This window comes from Pedobacter cryoconitis, from assembly GCF_003259615.1.
Classification (GTDB): domain Bacteria; phylum Bacteroidota; class Bacteroidia; order Sphingobacteriales; family Sphingobacteriaceae; genus Pedobacter; species Pedobacter cryoconitis.
The window spans coordinates 60,397-79,866 of sequence record NZ_QLLR01000024.1; the positions used below are offsets into that span (position 1 = coordinate 60,397).

General features: G+C 40.2%; 15 protein-coding genes. 3 read left to right on the top strand and 12 right to left on the bottom strand.

Translation table 11 applies throughout. From position 1 onward, the window contains the following. Nucleotides 1-61: 61 nt before the first annotated feature. From LY11_RS19375 to truA, 6 genes are all read right to left on the bottom strand, one after another. Nucleotides 62-1,033, bottom strand: coding sequence for a ribonucleoside-diphosphate reductase small subunit (locus LY11_RS19375; protein WP_068403407.1), 972 nt, complete (start codon nucleotides 1,031-1,033; stop codon nucleotides 62-64). 384 nt (nucleotides 1,034-1,417) lie between these two features. Beyond that, entirely contained in the window at nucleotides 1,418-1,816 is a 399-nt protein-coding gene (locus LY11_RS19380; RefSeq protein ID WP_111635291.1) for a septal ring lytic transglycosylase RlpA family protein, read from the bottom strand. Nucleotides 1,817-1,953: 137 nt separating this feature from the next. Next, entirely contained in the window at nucleotides 1,954-2,430 is a 477-nt protein-coding gene (locus tag LY11_RS19385) for a methionine-R-sulfoxide reductase (protein ID WP_111635292.1), read from the bottom strand. Nucleotides 2,431-2,556: 126 nt separating this feature from the next. Continuing rightward, nucleotides 2,557-3,429, bottom strand: a complete 873-nt coding sequence (gene sucD / locus LY11_RS19390) for a succinate--CoA ligase subunit alpha (protein ID WP_068403412.1) — start codon at nucleotides 3,427-3,429, stop codon at nucleotides 2,557-2,559. A 732-nt stretch (nucleotides 3,430-4,161) separates the two neighbouring features. After that, a complete protein-coding gene (locus tag LY11_RS19395; protein WP_111635293.1) occupies nucleotides 4,162-5,931 on the bottom strand; it encodes an ABC transporter ATP-binding protein in 1,770 nt (589 codons plus the stop codon). 2 nt (nucleotides 5,932-5,933) lie between these two features. Continuing rightward, the gene (truA, locus tag LY11_RS19400; protein ID WP_394340918.1) at nucleotides 5,934-6,680 is read right to left on the bottom strand and encodes a tRNA pseudouridine(38-40) synthase TruA; all 747 of its coding nucleotides are present in this window, start codon (nucleotides 6,678-6,680) and stop codon (nucleotides 5,934-5,936) included. Nucleotides 6,681-6,770: 90 nt separating this feature from the next. Between truA and LY11_RS19405 the strand changes: the two genes are divergently transcribed. Beyond that, nucleotides 6,771-7,229 (top strand): DUF4293 domain-containing protein, encoded by a 459-nt coding sequence (locus LY11_RS19405; protein ID WP_111635294.1) that lies wholly within the window; start codon nucleotides 6,771-6,773, stop codon nucleotides 7,227-7,229. Between the two features lie 147 nt (nucleotides 7,230-7,376). Beyond that, nucleotides 7,377-9,278 carry a DEAD/DEAH box helicase gene (locus LY11_RS19410; protein ID WP_211321604.1) on the top strand — a complete coding sequence of 634 codons (1,902 nt, stop codon included), beginning with the start codon at nucleotides 7,377-7,379 and terminating at the stop codon, nucleotides 9,276-9,278. 264 nt (nucleotides 9,279-9,542) lie between these two features. Here LY11_RS19410 and ggt read toward each other — a convergent pair whose 3' ends face one another. The 6 genes from ggt to LY11_RS19440 all read right to left on the bottom strand — a co-directional run bounded on the left by ggt (nucleotide 9,543) and on the right by LY11_RS19440 (nucleotide 18,614). Next, entirely contained in the window at nucleotides 9,543-11,246 is a 1,704-nt protein-coding gene (gene ggt, locus LY11_RS19415; RefSeq protein ID WP_111635315.1) for a gamma-glutamyltransferase, read from the bottom strand. 110 nt (nucleotides 11,247-11,356) lie between these two features. Then, on the bottom strand, nucleotides 11,357-14,137 hold the full coding sequence (locus tag LY11_RS19420) for a TonB-dependent receptor (RefSeq protein ID WP_111635295.1): 2,781 nt from the start codon (nucleotides 14,135-14,137) through the stop codon (nucleotides 11,357-11,359). Between the two features lie 204 nt (nucleotides 14,138-14,341). Beyond that, on the bottom strand, nucleotides 14,342-14,659 hold the full coding sequence (locus tag LY11_RS19425) for a hypothetical protein (protein WP_111635296.1): 318 nt from the start codon (nucleotides 14,657-14,659) through the stop codon (nucleotides 14,342-14,344). 103 nt (nucleotides 14,660-14,762) lie between these two features. Beyond that, nucleotides 14,763-15,761 carry an NAD(P)H-dependent glycerol-3-phosphate dehydrogenase gene (locus LY11_RS19430; RefSeq protein WP_211321608.1) on the bottom strand — a complete coding sequence of 333 codons (999 nt, stop codon included), beginning with the start codon at nucleotides 15,759-15,761 and terminating at the stop codon, nucleotides 14,763-14,765. A gap of 75 nt (nucleotides 15,762-15,836) precedes the next feature. Continuing rightward, on the bottom strand, nucleotides 15,837-17,189 hold the full coding sequence (locus LY11_RS19435) for an efflux RND transporter periplasmic adaptor subunit (protein WP_211321605.1): 1,353 nt from the start codon (nucleotides 17,187-17,189) through the stop codon (nucleotides 15,837-15,839). Between the two features lie 24 nt (nucleotides 17,190-17,213). Then, complete coding sequence (locus tag LY11_RS19440; RefSeq protein ID WP_245952837.1) at nucleotides 17,214-18,614, bottom strand: TolC family protein; 1,401 nt, start codon at nucleotides 18,612-18,614, stop codon at nucleotides 17,214-17,216. An 89-nt stretch (nucleotides 18,615-18,703) separates the two neighbouring features. Between LY11_RS19440 and LY11_RS19445 the strand changes: the two genes are divergently transcribed. After that, nucleotides 18,704-19,321, top strand: a complete 618-nt coding sequence (locus LY11_RS19445; RefSeq protein WP_111635300.1) for a polysaccharide deacetylase family protein — start codon at nucleotides 18,704-18,706, stop codon at nucleotides 19,319-19,321. The last annotated feature ends 149 nt before the right edge of the window (nucleotides 19,322-19,470 follow it).

The following is a 19,470-nucleotide window of genomic DNA, read 5'->3' on the forward strand; positions in this document are numbered from 1 at the left end:
TGCTGCTTATTCTCGTTGTTCAAAGCAATTCCGAACATAGGCAACAGTTTATATTCTTTTATTAAAAATCATCATCCAGAGAGAAAGCTGAAGCTTTATCTTCTGAAGATGTCAACACACCACTTTTCTGGTAATCTCCAACACGTTTTTCAAAGAAGTTGGTTTTCCCCTGCAGGGAAATCATTTCCATGAAGTCAAACGGATTAGTAGCGTTATATATTTTATCGTATCCCAGTTCACTTGACCATCTGTCGGCCACAAATTCGATATACTGAGACATTAGTTTGGCATTCATTCCGATCAGTGCAACTGGCAGTGCATCTGTCACAAATTCTTTTTCTATTTCAACGGCATCTTTGATGATACCATGAACTGCTTCCTGAGAAAGTCTGTTCTTTAACATTTTGTAAAGCAGGCAGGCAAATTCGCAGTGCATACCTTCGTCTCTTGAGATCAGCTCATTGCTGAAGGTCAAACCTGGCATTAAACCACGTTTCTTCAACCAGAAAATTGAACAGAAACTTCCGCTGAAGAAGATACCTTCTACTGCGGCAAAAGCTACCAGGCGTTCTGCGAAGTTTCCTCCGTCGATCCAGCGTAATGCCCATTCTGCTTTTCTCTTTACACAAGGTACAGTGTCAATAGCGTGGAACAACCTGTCTTTTTCTGCTTCGTCTTTGATATAAGTATCAATTAACAAGGCATAAGTTTCAGAGTGGATGTTTTCCATCATAATCTGGAAACCATAAAAGCAACGTGCTTCTGGTAACTGGACTTCACTCATAAAGTTGACTGCAAGGTTCTCATTCACAATTCCGTCACTGGCTGAGAAAAATGCCAGGATGTGAGAGATGAAATGACGCTCTCCATCATTAAGATTATCCCAGTGTTTCTGATCATCGGATAGATCAATCTCTTCGGCCGTCCAAAAACTAGCTTCACTCTTTTTGTACATTTCCCAGATTGCCGGATATTTAATCGGCAAAAGTACAAAGCGATCTTTGTTCTCTTTCAGTAATACTTCTTCTTCCATGGGTATATTATAAGGGTAATAAACGATTGTCAATAGGTATCAATCCTCTTCAATAGTCTTTTTTGCAGACCGGCTTTAATAAATCAAAAGTTTTACCTAAAATCAGGCTTAATATTTAATCCTAAAATATTAATTACTAAACCTTTATCTAACAAATTATTGATGATAATGTCAGAATATTTGTTAAAACAAATATAAACTTTGAGGCTTTTAAACGTTAGCAATAGTTCTTAACAAGGGGACGTAGTTATCCACACTGCGAGGTAAAAATTACAGTTAATTTACTTTGTAAAGTTGTTATTGTTTTCTGTGGTTATCAAAGAAGCTTATAAAAACTGTTGATAACATTCGCAATTCTGACTATTGCTACCTGATATTCAGGATTTAAGAGGATTTATCGTAGCTGATTTTCACTCTGGACTGCCCTTTCCTGAAAAATCCAAGGTCTTTGGCAGCTTGTTCTGAAACATCGATAATATATCTTTTTGTAAAAGGGCCTCTGTCATTGATTTCCACATCTACTGATTTTCCCGTCGCGACGTTGGTGACCGTTACGATCGTACCAAAGGGAAGTGAGCGGTGGGCGGCGGTTAGTCTGCTTCGCCGGTATCTGGCTCCGCTGGTGGTTCTTTTGCCTTCAAACTTCCTATGATAATAGGTTGCCATTCCTGTTTTTATTAGCGTTGAACTGTCTAAAGCTGTACTGTCCAGTGCTGTAGTATCTCCTTGTGCGTCAACTTGCAAGAACAAGAATATACTCAATAAAAGCAAACAATATCTCATATTTAATTTTGTTGGTGAACTTTCAAAGGTAAGTAAAAAAAGTATATACCACCAAACTAAAAATGCCCAATGAGCTGATCATAGGGCATTTACGTAAATTAAAAAGGCTATTTTATGGGTTTAAATACCCTTAAAAGCTATTTATCGGGAACAAAATTCATTGAAATTGAGTTCACACAGTTTCTTGTGTTTTTAGCGGTAAATCCTTCGCCCATGAACACATGTCCAAGGTGTGCTTTACAGTTTGCGCATACAATTTCGGTACGTGATCCGTCTGCGTCAGGGATTCTGATTACAGCACCTTTAATCTCGTCATCAAAGCTTGGCCAGCCGCATGAGGATTCAAATTTTGATTCTGAGCGGTAAAGGGGAGCGTTACAGCGTTTACAGGTATAGGTGCCTTTTGCGGTATTCTTTAAGAGCGTTCCTGTTCCTGGATATTCTGTGCCTTTGTTCACGATTACATCTTCTTCTTCTGCGGTTAATTTATTCCATTCCATTTTTCCGTTGGTTTTTGAAGGTGACTCTTTTTGTTGTTTCTGCGCACAGGCCATTAAGCTGCAAATGCAGACCAGCCCGGCCATTAATATCGATTTACTGATGATCGTTTTCATGTTTTTATATACGTTTAACGGCCTCCTTCAGTTTTTAGCACTTCAAAAATATAAGCTGACAAATACGTGATAAAAAAAAAGAGGCTCGTTTTGACACGAACCTCTTTCATATGAATTTAAGAAGGATTATTTCTTCAGTAATTCTGCCATAGCTTCACCGATTTCAGCAGGACTTTCTACTACACGGATTCCACATTCTGCCATAATTTTCATTTTAGCAGCAGCAGTATCATCAACACCACCAACGATAGCACCGGCATGGCCCATTTTACGTCCCGCAGGAGCAGTCTGGCCAGCGATAAATCCTACTACTGGTTTTGTACCATGTTCTTTGATCCAAAGCGCAGCTTCAGCTTCCATACCACCACCAATTTCACCGATCATGATGATACCTTCAGTTTCAGGATCATTCATTAACAATTCAACAGCTTCTTTAGTAGTTGTACCGATAATTGGATCTCCACCAATACCGATTGCTGTAGTGATACCTAAACCTGCTTTCACAACCTGGTCAACTGCTTCATAAGTTAATGTTCCCGATTTAGAAACAACACCTACTGTACCTTTTTTGAAGATAAATCCTGGCATAATACCAACTTTAGCTTCATCAGCAGTAATAACACCCGGGCAGTTAGGACCGATTAAACGGCAATCTCTTCCAGTAATATATTCTTTAACCTGAATCATATCCTTTGTAGGGATACCTTCGGTAATACATACAATAACTTTTATTCCAGCTTCTGCAGCTTCCATAATAGCATCTGCAGCAAATGCAGGTGGAACAAAGATAATAGATACATTAGCTCCAGCTTGATCAACCGCATCTTTAACCGTGTTAAAAACCGGTCTGTCTAAATGAGTTTGTCCGCCTTTACCAGGTGTAACCCCGCCAACTACGTCAGTTCCGTATTCTATCATTTGTGAAGCATGGTAAGTACCTTCATTTCCGGTAAAACCTTGTACAATTACTTTTGAATCTTTATTTACTAAAACACTCATGTATCTATAATTTTTTATGCAAATCTAAGATTATTGAATGGAATGACAAACGCATTTGGAATTATAATGAAAAGAATTGTTGGGGAGAGTGCGTGAGAGGGGAAACAATAAAAACCGACAACGTATTTTCCGCCTTACGTTCCCCGAAGAGGGGATCCGAGGCCGGGAAACACGTTATCGGTTTTTTATTGTTTTTCTAACTTAACTGTAGGGGTGGGTGGGCTGTTTTTGCAAAAATAATTTAGTTAGCTGATCAGCCGCTTAGTTAATTGCTTAATTAAACGCTTAACTAAGCCCCTGGTCAAGTACTCTCAGTATTAAACACGCAGGTTTTAAGTTGGTATCTGGCTGTATTCTGCTGCAGTTTGAAGCATACTGCAAACTGCAACCATAACCCCGCCAGTAACCTTGTTATAACTTAATTGTCTTACAATCAAACTAAGTAGCTGTCTTGCTAGTATATGAATTCAGTATAGTATAGTTTAGAAATCAGAATTATAGTAATCTTATTAAACAAGCTGGCTTTACTTATTAAATATTACCATGAGCACAGTATATGAACACCACTTATGGCCACCATATATGAACACCAACAAAGAATGGAGCGCCGTAAGGGTTAGACAATCACTATCTTAAAAAAAGGGAAAGGCATATTGCTTGCCTTCGCTATCCTTCAGTAGCGGCAGCAAGCAATATGCCTTTCCCTTTTTTTAAGATCCCGTTGGAGAAACCTTATTTAGCGATACCAACAGAGTGAAACTGCAAATCGTACAACTTTTTGTAATACCCGTCAAGTTTCAGCAGTTCCTGGTGATTACCGATTTCTTTAATCTCTCCTTTATCGAGTACTATAATCTGATCAGCTTTCTGTATAGTTGACAAACGGTGCGCAATCACAATCGAAGTACGGCCTTTCATCAGCTTGTCAATTGCAGTCTGAATCAGCATTTCGGTTTCCGTATCTACAGAAGAAGTTGCTTCATCAAGTACAAGGATAGAAGGATTATAGACTAATGCCCTGATAAATGAAATCAGCTGTGCTTGTCCGGCTGAAAGTGTTGCTCCGCGTTCCATTACATTATACTGATAGCCGCCGGGCAGTCTTTCAATGAAGTCGTGTGCGCCAACTTTCTGAGCAGCATCAACTACTTCCTCCATGGTGATTGAAGGGTTATTGAGGGTGATATTATTGAAGATCGTATCGGAAAACAGGAAAACATCTTGTAGTACAGTAGCGATATTGTTTCTGAGATAGTTTAATTCGTAGTCGTTGATACTTACGCCATCGACTTTGATTTCACCTTTCTGGATTTCGTAGAAACGATTCAGGATGTTGATGGTGGATGATTTACCTGCACCGGTTGCACCAACCATCGCCACCGTCTGCCCCGCTTTTACTTCGAAAGAGATATTTTTTAAGACATAATTTTCATCGTTATAGGCAAACCAGACTTTATCAAACTTAATGTTGCCGGCCATTTTTTCAGGCTTATAAGTACCGTTGTTTGTAGTCAGTTCTTTAGTATCTAACACTTTAAATACACGCTCTGCCCCTACCATTCCCATTTGCAGGGTGTTAAATTTATCAGCAAGTTCACGAATTGGTCTGAATAGCATACTGATGTACAGAATAAACTCGGCAATTGTACCGGGAGTCACATCAAGGGGTTTGGCCAGGATGCTTTTTGCGCCATACCAGACCAAAAGGCCTAATGACATGGCAGAGATAATCTCAACAACCGGAAAGAAGATGGAGTAATACCAATTAGAACGAATGTTTGCATCGCGGTAACGTGCATTGATTTTCTTGAATTTACGGAATTCCTGGTCTTCTCTGGCAAAGTATTGAATGATAGAAATACCTGTGATATGTTCTTGCAGATAGGTGTTTAAGTTAGAGACTTCAGTCCTGATTTCCTGGAAGGCCGATTTGATAGATTTCTGGAAAACTGAAGTCGCCATAATCAGCAGGGGCATCGGTAAAAGCACGATCACCGTTAATTCCCAGTCTGCATAAAACATGACCGCAATAATGGCAATGACCTGCAGAATATCACCAATGATGACAATCAGTCCTTCTGAGAAAATATCAGAAATGGTTTCCAGATCTGATACTGTACGCGTTATCAATTGACCAATGGGGGTTTTATCAAAGTATTGCAGCCTGAGTTTAGTGATATGATTGAATACATTGATTCTCAGGTCACGGATGGCCGACTGTCCCAGGGTATTGGTTAAAAGGGTATGGCTGTATTGAATGATACTTTGTACGACCAGCAAAAAGAGCATAACCATGATCATCATCACCAGGCCATTGTGTTCGCCTTTCAGGATGTAGTTGTCCAGGGTGTATTTAATCAGGAATGGTCTTACTGGTGCAATTAATGCGAGTAGTATCGTTAGGATAACTGACCAGATAAATATGCTGCGGTAGGGTTTGACGTACTGAAATACTCTTCTCAATAAGCCTACGTTTAACGCATCACCTGTAATTTTCGACATAATTAGTTTACAAAAGGATAAATGACATTAACCAGGTAAAGACCACAGGCAGGTACTGACTGCCCGGCATTACTCCGGTTTTTACTTCCTATAATTTCTTCCAGCTGCGCGAGGCTGATTTCTTTTTTTCCAATCAGAATTAAGGTACCAACAATGGCGCGCACCATATTCCGGAGAAAACGATCGGCAGAGATCTTAAAGATAAGACCACCATCGATTTCACGGAAGTAAGCCTCGGTAATTTTACAATTGTTTGTAGCTGTAGAGGTATTGGATTTACTAAAACTGGTAAAATCTGTATAGTTCAGGAGCTGGGCGGCAGCAATATTCATGGCTTCAATATCCAGCTTGCCTTTGTATAACCAGGAACGGTTTAGTTTAAAGGGGTCTTTATGGAAATGAAAATGATACTCGTAAGCTCTCGCAGTGGCATCAAAACGTGCGTGTGCGGTTTCCGATACTTTAAAGATTCTTTTGATAGCAATGGGATAGGGCAACAGAGAGTTTACGCTGCCAACGGCATTTGCTGCAGCTTCTTCGGTTACACCTTGTAAGTCTGCATGTGCAAAGAATTTACTGGCGTGTACACCAGCATCTGTTCTGCCGCAGCCCAGGGTTTCAACAGGTTGCCTGAAGAAAACGGTTAATGCCCTGTCCAGTTCCTGCTGAACGGTTATTGCGTTTGGCTGCGTCTGCCATCCATGGTAAGCTGTTCCATCGTAGGCTAATTCTATAAAAAAACGTTGTATATTCAATGTAATGCAAAAATACTTTTTTCCGCTTAACAAGACAGTCGTTTCATGTCTTTTAATATATTTGTTGGAAATTATTAAATTGATATGATACAAAGGGTTCAATCCATCTGGTTATTTTTAGCAGCACTTACGTTGTTTTTGTTAGTAATTCTTCCTGTTTTAGTGCTACATGGTGCTTCAGGAGATTTAACATTCCAGGTAGGTGGTATTTATGAGAAAGTAAATAATATAAGCCAGAAAACTGAATCCTTCACGGCACTTTTCGGTGCAACAATTGCTGTAGGCCTGCTTTGCCTGGCAAATATCTTTACTTTCAAAAACAGAACGTTACAGAAACGGATTATCCTGCTGACTATAGTGTTGATCCTGGCTTTAGCTGCATGGACAACGAGTTATGCGCTTCATATTCCCCGGATTTCGGAAGGATTTACTTTAAGTGCGGGTGCTTATTTACCTGTTCTTTCGCTTATTTTTTGCGCCCTTGCTATCAGAGGGATTAATAAGGATGATCAATTAATACGCTCGGCAGATAGATTAAGATAGTCTTTTGATAGGTTATTTTTTTACTTAAAGGTCAAATAACCTAACCCTTAACAATCAAAATGTTAGACTTATAATTATTATTTGGTTATGTACCAAACAAATACCGAAAATTAAGCTTACCTTTGCGGCTTAATAAATAAAGTTAAAATGATAAACCCATTTAAATTATTGGGGATAAGTGATGACGTTGTTAATGCCGTAAAGGATTTAGGTTTCGAAAATCCAACACCTATTCAGGAGCAAGCTATTCCTGTGCTGTTAGAGGGCAATAATGATTTTGTTGGTTTGGCCCAAACAGGAACAGGAAAAACAGCAGCATTTGGTTTGCCGCTAATTGAACTGATTGACTTCAAGATGAATAAGCCTCAGGCTTTAATTCTATGCCCTACCCGGGAGCTTTGCTTGCAAATTGCCAGCGACATCAAAAATTACTCAAAAAACACGCCTGGTGCTAGTGTTGTTGCCGTTTACGGTGGCGCGAACATTGTGCAGCAATTGCGTGAAATCAGAAACGGTGTACAAGTAGTTGTAGCTACACCGGGTCGTATGTTAGACATTATCGGTCGTAAGGCTATAGATTTCAGTAGTGTGAAATATGTAGTTCTTGATGAGGCTGACGAAATGCTGAACATGGGCTTCCAGGAAGACATTAATGATATTTTGTCTACTACACCTGACGACAAAAAAACCTGGTTGTTTTCAGCTACTATGCCTCCTGAGGTTAGAAGAATAGCTAAAAACTACATGGACAACCCTACTGAGTTGACTATGGGAACCAAAAACACTGGTAACGTAAATATTGAGCATGAGTACTATGTAGTACGTGCCAGAGATAAATATGCTGCCTTAAAACGTATTGTAGATTTCAACCCTGAAATTTTCGCAGTAGTTTTCTGTAAAACCAAAATGGATACGCAGGATGTTGCTGAGAACCTGATCAAGGACGGTTACAATGCTGATGCTTTGCATGGTGACTTATCACAACAACAACGTGATAAAGTTATGCAGCGCTTCCGTGACCGTAATATGCAGTTATTAATTGCTACTGATGTTGCAGCACGTGGTATCGATGTAAATAACGTAACTCACGTTGTTAACTATTCATTACCTGATGAAATTGAAAGTTATACCCACAGAAGTGGTCGTACAGGAAGAGCTGGTAAATCTGGTATTTCTATCTGTATTATCAATTCTAAGGAAACTGGAAAAATCCGTCAGATCGAAAGAATCATCGGTAAAGCATTTACTAAAGCTGAATTACCTACAGGATTTGATGTTTGCGAAAAACAACTTTTCTCATTGGTTCACAAAGTTCACAATGTTGAAGTAAATGAAGCACAAATTGAGCAGTACATCCCAAGAATCATGGATGAGTTTGCTGAATTAAGCAAAGAAGAAGTGATCAAACGTTTTGCATCTTTAGAGTTTAACCGCTTTTTAGAGTATTACAAAAATGCACCGGATTTAAATGCAGCTGCTAATGATGAGCGTGGTGAACGTTCTGAGCGTGGTGCAAGAGGTGCTAGAAACAGTGATTTTACCCGTTTGTTTATCAACGTAGGTTCGGTAGATGAGTTCACAAGAGGTGATTTATTATCTTTTGTTTGTAACAATGGTAAAATCAGTGGAAAAAACATTGGTAAAATTGACCTTAAAGGTGTGTATTCATTCTTTGAAGTTGAAAATGCAATTGTTGATTCATTGTTCGCAAATTTCAAAGACATCCAGTTCAATAACAGAAGTGTTAGAATTGAAAAATCTGGCGACGCTCCTGAAGGTGGCGAAAGAAGATCTGGTGGTGGAGAAAGAAGAAGCTATAGCGGTGGTGGCGACAGAAGAAGTTCTGGCGGCGGAGAAAGAAAAAGCTATGGTGGTGGTGAAAGAAAGAGTTATGGCGGTAGCGGTGGCGAAAGAAAAAGCTACGGTGGCGGTAATTCTGGCGGAAGCGGAAGACGTGAAGGTGGAAGCAGTGCTGGCGGTTTCAGAGATTTCTCTGGTAAACCACGCGAAGGCGGAAGCGGAACGGGCGAAAGAAGACGCAGATCTTAATCACAACCCAGATATAAAATTAAGCAGCCCGATTTATCGGGCTGTTTTTTTTTGACCGGATTTTTTAGTGGGGAGCTTAGGGGAAATAAAAAAGACTTTGCTGCATGCCGGCGGCGCTACTTGCCTGAAGGGGCAAGATAACGCATTGCCGGCTATGTCAGCAAAGCTCTTTTTTATTTTTCACCACTATACAGGGTTCTTAAATATAAAAAGCCAGTTATTCTTTTTGGAATAACTGGCTTTACTTTTTTATTGAGGTTGCTACTAGTAACCGAGCCCTTTATCGTTACCTCTTGGGTCTGCTCCTGTTTCCAGCGTTCCGTCTGGTTTGACCAGGATCGCATCAACACGTCCCATTGGTTCACGCTGAGTGATTTTATAGCCTTTATATTCCAGTTTAATTCTTGTGGCATCATCGATTGCACCCTTCTCTACGAAAACTTCATCGGGTAACCATTGGTGATGAAATCTTGGGGCGGCTACTGCTTGCTGCATGTTCTGTCCGAAAGCCAGTACGTTTAAGATCGTCTGGAAAACTGAAGTGATAATAGTTGATCCGCCGGGTGTACCGACTACCATCCTCAGTTTTCCGTCTTCTTCAATGATGGTCGGAGTCATAGAGCTTAACATTCTTTTACCGGGAACAATTGAATTCGCTTCTCCGCCAACTAAGCCGTACATGTTCGGGGTACCTGGTTTCACTGAAAAATCATCCATTTCATTGTTCATGATAAAACCACCGCCATCTACGATAACCAGTGAGCCATAAGAACCGTTTAAGGTCGTCGTTGCAGATACTGCATTACCCTGGTTGTCTACAATGGAGTAGTGGGTAGTTTGTTCGCTTTCTTTCAGGGGTAAAGTACCGGGTTTAACCTCAGCGCTTGGAGTAGCTTTATTAAAGCTGATGCCTTTAGTTCTTGAATTGATATAGTCACGGTTTAAGAGGGCTGTTTGAGGCACTTTAAAGAAGTCTGGATCGCCTAAATAGCTTGCACGGTCTGCATAAGCCCTGCGTTCTACTTCAACCATCAGCTGGACGGTAGAGTCTCTTTGAAAGCCCCATTTATTTAAGGGGTAATCACCTGCTTGCTGGAGCATTGTAATCAGTGCAATACCACCGCTTGATGGTGGAGGCATAGAGATTACGGTGTAATTTTTGTATTTACCGCTTACTGTTTTTCTCCATACTGACTGGTAATCTCTGAGGTCTTTTGCAGTGATTACACCACTGGTGTTTTGCATGGAAGCTACAATCGCCGCTGCAACTGATCCTTCATAAAAGCCCTTTCTGCCGTTATCCCTGATTAGTTTCAGCGTTTTTGCCAGTTGTGGTTGTCTTAATAGGTCGCCTGCTTTCCACAGGTCGTTTTTCACAAAGGCCACTGGCTTCTTATTGTATTTTAAGAACCTTTCTTTGTGACTGTTAAGTTCTGAGGCTTGCTGAGCTGTGAGCTGAAATCCATTCTGTGCCAGATCTATAGCAGGCTGAATATCTTTTTTCCAGCTGAGTTTACCGTATTTATTATAGGCTTTTACCATCCCGTCAACAGTTCCGGGAATTCCTGAGGCCAGGGTGCCGTAAAGGCTTTTATCTGTAATTGCATTACCCTGAGCGTCCAGGTACATATCTCTGGATGCTTTTTCAGGAGCTTTCTCTCTGTAATCAAGGGCATCTGAATCTCCGCCTTTACCTCTGTAAACCAGGAAACCTCCGCCACCAATATTTCCGGCATTCGGATAAACTACAGCCAAAGCGAATTGTACGGCTATTGCTGCGTCAATTGCATTTCCACCGCGCTTAATAATTGCAACTCCTACTTTAGAGGCTTCGGGATGCGCAGTAACTACCGCAGCGTGTTTGAATTGGTTTAATTCCTGCCCGCTTGCATTTGTAGTCAAGGACACCAGTAATCCCAGGCAAATGGGAGCTAGTAACAGGTTAGATAATGATGTTTTTGATTTCATGGTCAGCATAAATTATAAAAAAAATCCTGCCGGCGGGCCTTCAGCCTGTTTAAACTGACTACTGGCTCACCGGCAGGAAAACGCATTAAATTTAAAGAATTATATCGGAATTAAAAGTTAAGAGAGAGCCTGGTAAATACATATCTGCCAAGGAACCCGAATTGTGGAGCCTGGTTAGGATATAAGATTCCTGAAGTTCCCTGAGAACCCAATAATAATTCCTGAGGGTAAACGTCAAACAGGTTGTTCGCCCCTACTGTAATTTTAAGGTTTTTTGTCAGGTTATAACCTGCGCCTATATCTGTAATTATCCTGCCTGTTAGTTCTTGTCTGTAGGCAACTACATTGGTAGGCTGGGACACTTTACCGAAGTATACGTTCCGCAAAAAGACATTCCATTTGTTGATGGTGTAATCAAAAGTGATATTAGATTTTATACGCGGGGTAACTTTCTCAATCAGAATCCTGCTCGCATCATCCAGATAGGTGCTTTCTTTTCCTGCCAAAAGCGGTGAGGCATGGACAGGGCCTACTATGGCCGTTTTAGTGAAAGTTGTAGCCCAGTCTGTTCTCAGGTTACCTGTACCTAAACGGGTGTTGTAAGAGAATACGACATCCAATCCTTTAGTCTCTGTATTAACTGCATTGGCAAAGAATCTTGCTGTTGTCGCATTCGCCAGACGTAATAAGTCATAGATTTCTTTATCCTGCGGCGAGGCAGTTGGGGAGTTGTTACCAGTGAACTGTCCGGTGTATATTACACGGTCATTGATCCTGATAAAGTATCCATCAACAGTGATTTTTAGTTTTCCAAGGTTGGAAGTAAAACCTGCACTTAAGCTTTTAGAAGTTTCTTGTTTTAATTTTGGGATACCCAGCAATTGTGCAATACGGCTATCGTTCGCAAAAGTACCGGATTCTACGATGTTCCCGTCGATATAAACCGAGGAAGTAGAGCTAAAATATTGCTGGTGAAGAGAGGGTGCTCTAAAGCCTGTACTTGCCGCAGCACGCAACAGGAATTTATCGGAAAATTTGTACCTCGCCGCCAGTTTACCGTTTAATGTCGAGCCGAAGTCTGAGTAATTCTCAAACCGTGCCGCCGCATCCAGTAATAGTTTCTCTGTGAAGTTTAATTCAACGTCTCCATAGGCTGCAAATGAATTACGGGACTCATTGGTCAGGTTAGCCGTACTGATGCCGGGAAAACCTTGCGCTCCGCCAGCATAAGCAGCGCCATTAGGTGCAAAACGTGTAGAAATATTACCGTTGGCATCCGGAATCAGGATTGGCTTGCCTGCGCCATCCACACCTACTTGCAGTGCATTGCCGTAATTTCTCCAGGAAGCTTCTTCTCCGGGCTTAATTTTATAGTTCTCGTACCTGTTTTCAAATCCGAAGGCTACGTTGATGCCTTTTAAAGGACTTTCAAAGAAACGGGTAAAGTCTAAATTAGTCGTGTTTTGTACAAATTCATAACCACCTGATTCGAATGAAGTCGGCGAAGCGGTCAGCATAGAGGCATTCACTGTATTGGCTGTTTTAAAATCAATCACGTTGCGGCCAATGGTATTGCTGAAATCTGTTTTCCAGGCACCTAGTTTTCCTCTGATACCTCCTGCAAAGGACTGATCCAGACTATTGGTTATAATTTCTGGTAAAAATCCATTTGGATAAATGGTTGCATTGTTCTGATTAAGCTGGCGCGGAGTACGGTAAAAGGCATTGGAAATACCATTTCTATAGTTCACACCTCCAAAGGCATAAATTTCAGCATCCTGCGCAACAGGAATTACGGAGTTAAAGAATAAAGCACCTCCCCTGTTTTTTGATTGCCCGATGTTTGGCACAAAATCAGATCTGGTCTGCCCTCTTCTGGCCAATTCAGCATCAGTAATGTCAACGCCTTTAGGTGTTGGATATAAACCGGGATTGTTGTAGTCTGAATAAATAACACCTCGGTATGGTGTGGTACGGGAAGCAAAGTCCCGGTAGTCAAATGAGCCGGCAAGGTTTAAGAAGCCACCTTTATCGCTTAGTTTAACGCCATAGTTTACGTTGGCTTGTACAGTTTGTCCATCCAGACCGTCAGAGTGTTTCCCGGTATAACCACCTCCAGAAACATTGGCCGTTAATTTATTGACATCATCGTTTAAGATAATATTGATCACTCCCGCAATCGCATCCGATCCGTATTGTGCTGCAGCACCGTCACGCAGAATTTCTACTCTTTTAATGGCTGAAGTAGGGATAGCGTTCAAATCTGTACCTACAGATCCCTTTCCTAAACTCCCGTTAATATTGACAAGAGCAGTCGTATGTCTTCTTTTTCCATTAATTAAAACCAATACCTGGTCTGGCCCCAATCCACGCAGGGATGCAGGGTCAATGTGGTCTGTTCCGTCCGTCAGACTCATTACATTGGAGGTAAAGGATGGTGCAACGAAATTCAGAATCTGATTCAGGGACACCTGTGGAATGTTTTGTGTGATTTTTTTGATGTCCACTACATCAACCGGAACTGGAGTATCCAAATTAGATCTCGGCGCACTTCTGGACCCCAGCACCACTACATTCTCCAAATTGTTATTATCGGAGAGCAACTGGAAGTCCAGGTCTTTGGTTTCGTTTTCTGCAATGGTAATTTTCTTTTGCTGGCTTTGATAACCGATATAAGAAACAGCGATAGTATAGGTACCTGCCTTTGCGAGTTTAAGCTGATATTTTCCTGTAGCATTGGTACCTGTTTTCTGTCCTGCGCCAATCACAGAAACGGTTGCCCCTATAATAGTTTGGGAGGTGTCACTTATTGTTCCGCGTATAGTCTGGGCTTGCGTGGTCAGTGCAAATGCGGTAAGAGCCAGAATAATTGAGTAAAATTTAATTTTCATATGCGTTCGTTTAGGTTTAAGGTTGATAATTAGTAATAAGCACTTAGTATCAGTGATTTCCAAATATATTCTTATTCGCATTAAAAACTACTTATTTGGTATACTTTAATAATAATAGTAGGTTATTTAACGAATAGTTGATAAAAAGAGACAAAAAAAAATCCGGATCGACTGATCCGGATTGAAGATATTTTATAGTCTGACTTATTTGCCAGCTGGTTTGTCTTTGATTTGAGAGGCTTTAAGATAAACTTTAGCTCCTTTTTTATTGATGTAATATTTGCGGTTTTTTCCGTTGATATAAACATCTGAACCATCTGGTGCAACTTTACCTTTATAGGTTTTGTCGCCTACTTTTGAAACGCCTTTTACTGCTACTTCTGCTGTTTTATTACCAACCGAAGAGGCTGTGTTTTCTATCTTCTCACCAACTGTTTTCTTTTTTTCCTGTGCCTGAGTAGAAAGAGAGACTGTACCCGCTAATGCCAGGGTTAATAAACCCACTAGATATTTCTTGTTCATATTATAGATTGTTTTAAGTTTTCCATTTGTCGCGCCCCAGCTTCCTTTTGGTGGCTGGAGACACAGCGGTATATTTTTATAACAATCTGATAATTATATTGTTTTAATTTAATTGTTCGGTCAGTAAAGCCATTTCAATTTGCGGGGAATGACGCTCATAAAGGATCGCATAAACTGCCCTGCAGATCGGCATTTCAACTTTATATTTTTTGTTAATCACGTGCATACAGCTTGCCGCATAATAGCCTTCTGCAATCATATTCATTTCCAATTGCGCGGATTTAACAGTGTAGCCCTTTCCTATCATATTACCGAATGTCCTGTTACGGCTGAATTGGGAATAGGCAGTAACCAGCAAATCTCCCAGGTAAGCAGATTCCTTAATATCACGATTGATGGGGTGTACGGCTTCTACGAAACGGTTGATTTCACGAATTGCATTAGAGATTAAAACAGCCTGAAAATTATCACCATAACCTATCCCATGACAAATTCCACTGGCTACTGCATAAATATTTTTTAATACTGCAGCGTATTCAGTCCCAAAAATATCATCTGATATATTGGTTTTAATGTATCTCGTATTTAATAATTTAGAGAAGCTGTTCGCAGTTTCCAGGTTAATGGATGCTATAGTCAAATAAGACAGTTTCTCCAGTGCAACTTCTTCTGCATGACACGGCCCGCTGATCACCAGTATATCATCCAACGGAACATTGAACTTATCATTCATAAATTCACCGATAATCTGATTTTCATCAGGTACGATTCCTTTAATAGCAGAAATGATTTTTTTGCCTGCTAACATTTCAGGAGTAACCCCATGCAGAGATTCTTTAAGAAAGGCCGCAGGTACATTCAGAATGATATAATCTGCTTGTTTGATAATATGACAAATATCATTTGAGATATTATCTTCTGGTATTCTCAGCTCAACAGAACTCAGGTATTTTGGATTGTGTTTGTATTGCTTCAGGTGTGCAATGGATGCAGTATCACGCAGCCACCAATAGATCTCTTTTTCGGTAAGATTATCTGAAAGCATCTTTATGACCGCAGTTGCCCAACTACCGCCACCAATCATTGCGACTTTTGGTATCATCATATATAAATAAAAAATCCCGGCTTAATGTTTTAAACCGGGACAAATTACTTAATTTATTGCGAACAGCCTGTCTTACTTCTTCTCAGATTTAGAAACTGACTGATCTTTAACGTCTTTTTCTACTTTCATTCCGTCTTTCAGCTTATTCTGAACGGTTGAGTATGGGCCACTTACAATTTCAGTTCCTTCTTTCAATCCGCTTTTAACCTGGATATATTTATCATCCTGAATACCGGTTGTCACTTCAACTTTTTTCACTTTACCATCTGCATAAGTATATACATACTGTTTAATCGCTTTGTCGTTCAGCTTGCTTTTTTGTTTACCAGCAGCAGGATCTTCTTCTTTATCTTCTTTACCGGCATCCTTTTTAAGTCCTTCAACAAACACAGCCATAATAGGAACTGATAAACTTTTTACGGAAGAACTTTCAATATCAACAGTAGCAGATAAACCTGGTCTGAATGGAGAAGGAAGATCTTTCGCTCCACCTTTAATTCCAGTATAAGAATCAGCCGAGATACGCACCTTTACTACAAAGTTAGTCACCTGGTCAACTGTTGTTGCTGCAACGGCAATGTCTTTAGAAGAACTTGCTATTTCAGTAACCACCCCTTTGAATTTTTTGTCATCAAAAGCATCAACCTGAATTGCAGCATTGTCACCCACATTTACCCGGTTAATATCGTTTTCATTGACATCAACGTTTACTTCCATCGTATTCAGGTTGGAAATCCGCATCAATTCTGTACCTGCAAACTGAGCTGTTCCTAAAACCCTGTCTCCAAGTTCTACAGATAATTTAGAGATCACACCATCAACTGGTGAAAACACGGTAGCTTTTGCCAGGTTGGCACTAGCTTCCTGAACACCCGCACCTGTTTGTGCAAGGTTATATTTTGCCGCAATCAAAGATTGTTTTGCACCGTCCAAATTCGTTTTACCTGTCACATAAGCTGCTTTAGCGGCATCATATTCTGAGACTGAAATCACTTTCTTTTTGAACAACTCTACATTACGTTTGTAAATGGCTTCCTGATTGACAAAGTTAGCTTCAGCTTGTTTCAACTGCTGAGCCGCCGATCCTACGGAAGCTTTCTGCGCACTATAAGTTGCACTGGCCCTATCCAACCCAGATTTCAATACGTCTGGCCTGATTCTAAACAAAAGCTGGCCTTTTTTAACGATGTCCCCTTCTTTAACACGTAATTCTACAACCTCACCTGACACCTCAGAACTCACTTTAACTTCTGTTTCTGGCTTAATTTTACCACTTGCAGTCACAGTTTCAATAATGTTCCTGGTTTTCGTCTTTTCTATCGTAACTTTTTCAGCTTTATCACCGCCTATTAATCCAGTAACTTTTCCGGCAATTAATAAGACAATAAGCGCTCCTACGGCGATGAGGATGTATTTTAGTTTCATTTCTATTTTATTTATGGTCTGAGCTTAAAAGGTTATCTGTTTTCCTAAGTAATAATCTATAACTTTTGATTTAAACAGCAAGTCATATTTCGACTGAATGAAATCAACTTCTGCTTTATTTCTGTTTGTTCTTGAAGTATTGTAATCTAATGAATTCACCAAACCTACTGCATAACGTTGTTCAATTACGTTAAAGGCATCTTTTTGGGCATTAAAAGTATTTTCGTTTGATTTATACCTGCTGTCGGCAGCTCTTAAATCGGCCACTGCCTGGGCAATCACTTTATTCAGATTGTTCTTAGCCAGCTGCTCACTGATTTTACTGCTTTCATAGGAGATTTTCGCTTTTTTAACATTTCCTTTGATTATCAGACCATTAAAAATAGGTATCCTCAAAGAAACCTGAATAGCCTGATAAAAGTTGGTATTGATCTGATTACCCAAACCAGGCTCCGGAGGCGGAGAAGCAAAAGATCCATCCAGTAAGGGTATAAGTGGTCTTTGACCCAAAGCATATGAATACTGTGATCCAAGCGAACCACCCATTGTCACCTTAGGATAGGCAGCTCCTTTTGCTACATCAACCGCCTTTCCGGCTGCTTCTCTATTTAATTCTGCCAGTTTTATATCCGGAAAAAATGACAGGGAAGTATTATAAACATCATTGACATCATAAATTTTTTGTGCTTCTGCAATATCCTTAATGGTTGGTTTAACTACAGTATAATTCTGAGAATCAGGACGCATTTCCATCAATTGAGAAAGTGTCAGATACGAAATAGTCAACTGGTTTTGTGCATTGGTCACATTCAGCTCGGCTGTAGCAGTCTGTGCTTTTGCCTGTGAAATATCTGCCAGCGTTTTATTTCCGGCTTCCAATAAAGATTGTTCACGTCTTTGGGTTTCCTGTGCAACTAATAGTTGTTCTTTAGACGCTTTTAATAAGTCGGTATTAAATACAACTTGAAAATAAGCGGTAACTACCTGTAAAATAAGATCATTTTTAACCTTGTCCAAACTACTATTTCCTGCCGCCAGTAAAATTTTGTTCTGCCTGATCTGATTTAGCTTGGCAAATCCGCCAAACAGATCTACTGAAGTGGTGAGGCTACCCATTCCCTGATAAAACTTTTGAGATACCAGCTCATTGGTAGCGGTGTTCAAACTTCTTCCGAAATTGAAATTATTATCCATCCCTGCACTCAAACTTGGATAAAGGGCCGCTTTGGACTGTTCAAGATTGACAGCCGAAGTAGCCACATTCAATGCAGACTGCTTAATATTCAAGTTATTATCCAGCATACGATCAATCGCATCCTGAATGGTTAGCGTTTCTTGCGCATGCAGGTTAGCAGACATACCTATCGTGACCAAACTAAAAGTAACAGCGAAGGTTAATTTTGAGAGCGTATTCGTAGTAAACATTTTCATTCGTTTTTGTATTTTCTTAAATAAACAACTTATCGATTTTATCAATTTCTTTACAACGATCTGTAATTTCTTACATTTGACCGATGTATCTGGTTAAATCACCTCTTTTATTAAAATGGTATTATCCATCCTTAGTCTGGAACAAAAGCCGGGCTGACAAAGTCGTCTATTTAACCTTTGACGACGGACCCATACCTGTTGTTACAGACTTTGTTTTAAATACTTTAAAAAGTTTCAATTGCAAGGCGACTTTCTTTTGTATCGGTGACAATATAAACAAACATGCTGAAATTTTTGAACGTGTTAAAAGCGAGGGTCACGCGATAGGAAACCATACTTTTAACCACTTAAAAGGCTGGAAAACTGAGGATAACACTTACATTCAAAACTTCAAATCTTGTCAGCAGCTTACGGGTACGCACTTGTTTCGTCCACCTTACGGGAGAATAAAGAAATCTCAGATCAAAGCGCTGCGCAAAATTAACCCACAGCTTAATATCATTATGTGGGATGTGCTGAGCGGAGATTTTGACGTGGACCTTTCTCCTGAAAAATGTTATGAAAATGTGATCAAAAACACCAGAAATGGGTCAATAATCGTATTTCATGACAGCCTCAAAGCATTTGACAGACTAAAATTTGCCTTACCTGCCACCTTAAAATTTTTAACCGCTCGGGGTTATGAGTTCCATACGCTATAATTTTCTATAGCTGTTACGAAGTTCAGGCCAAAAGCAGTATACCGGCAAAAAGACTTCCAGGCGGCTATTTGAAGCTTAGCCCGGCCAACCGCTGTCCATAAACGGACGATAACGTTCATTTATGGACAGCCCGCAGCGGATTGAGTTAC

Bases quoted from the DNA above. Each gene is read 5' to 3' on its own strand.
- LY11_RS19375 (WP_068403407.1), bottom strand. From the start codon at position 1,033: ATGGAAGAAGAAGTATTACTGAAAGAGAACAAAGATCGCTTTGTACTT.
- LY11_RS19380 (WP_111635291.1), bottom strand. From the start codon at position 1,816: ATGAGATATTGTTTGCTTTTATTGAGTATATTCTTGTTCTTGCAAGTT.
- LY11_RS19385 (WP_111635292.1), bottom strand. From the start codon at position 2,430: ATGAAAACGATCATCAGTAAATCGATATTAATGGCCGGGCTGGTCTGC.
- sucD (WP_068403412.1), bottom strand. From the start codon at position 3,429: ATGAGTGTTTTAGTAAATAAAGATTCAAAAGTAATTGTACAAGGTTTT.
- LY11_RS19395 (WP_111635293.1), bottom strand. From the start codon at position 5,931: ATGTCGAAAATTACAGGTGATGCGTTAAACGTAGGCTTATTGAGAAGA.
- LY11_RS19405 (WP_111635294.1), top strand. From the start codon at position 6,771: ATGATACAAAGGGTTCAATCCATCTGGTTATTTTTAGCAGCACTTACG.
- LY11_RS19410 (WP_211321604.1), top strand. From the start codon at position 7,377: ATGATAAACCCATTTAAATTATTGGGGATAAGTGATGACGTTGTTAAT.
- ggt (WP_111635315.1), bottom strand. From the start codon at position 11,246: ATGAAATCAAAAACATCATTATCTAACCTGTTACTAGCTCCCATTTGC.
- LY11_RS19420 (WP_111635295.1), bottom strand. From the start codon at position 14,137: ATGAAAATTAAATTTTACTCAATTATTCTGGCTCTTACCGCATTTGCA.
- LY11_RS19425 (WP_111635296.1), bottom strand. From the start codon at position 14,659: ATGAACAAGAAATATCTAGTGGGTTTATTAACCCTGGCATTAGCGGGT.
- LY11_RS19430 (WP_211321608.1), bottom strand. From the start codon at position 15,761: ATGATACCAAAAGTCGCAATGATTGGTGGCGGTAGTTGGGCAACTGCG.
- LY11_RS19435 (WP_211321605.1), bottom strand. From the start codon at position 17,189: ATGAAACTAAAATACATCCTCATCGCCGTAGGAGCGCTTATTGTCTTA.
- LY11_RS19440 (WP_245952837.1), bottom strand. From the start codon at position 18,614: ATGTTTACTACGAATACGCTCTCAAAATTAACCTTCGCTGTTACTTTT.
- LY11_RS19445 (WP_111635300.1), top strand. From the start codon at position 18,704: ATGTATCTGGTTAAATCACCTCTTTTATTAAAATGGTATTATCCATCC.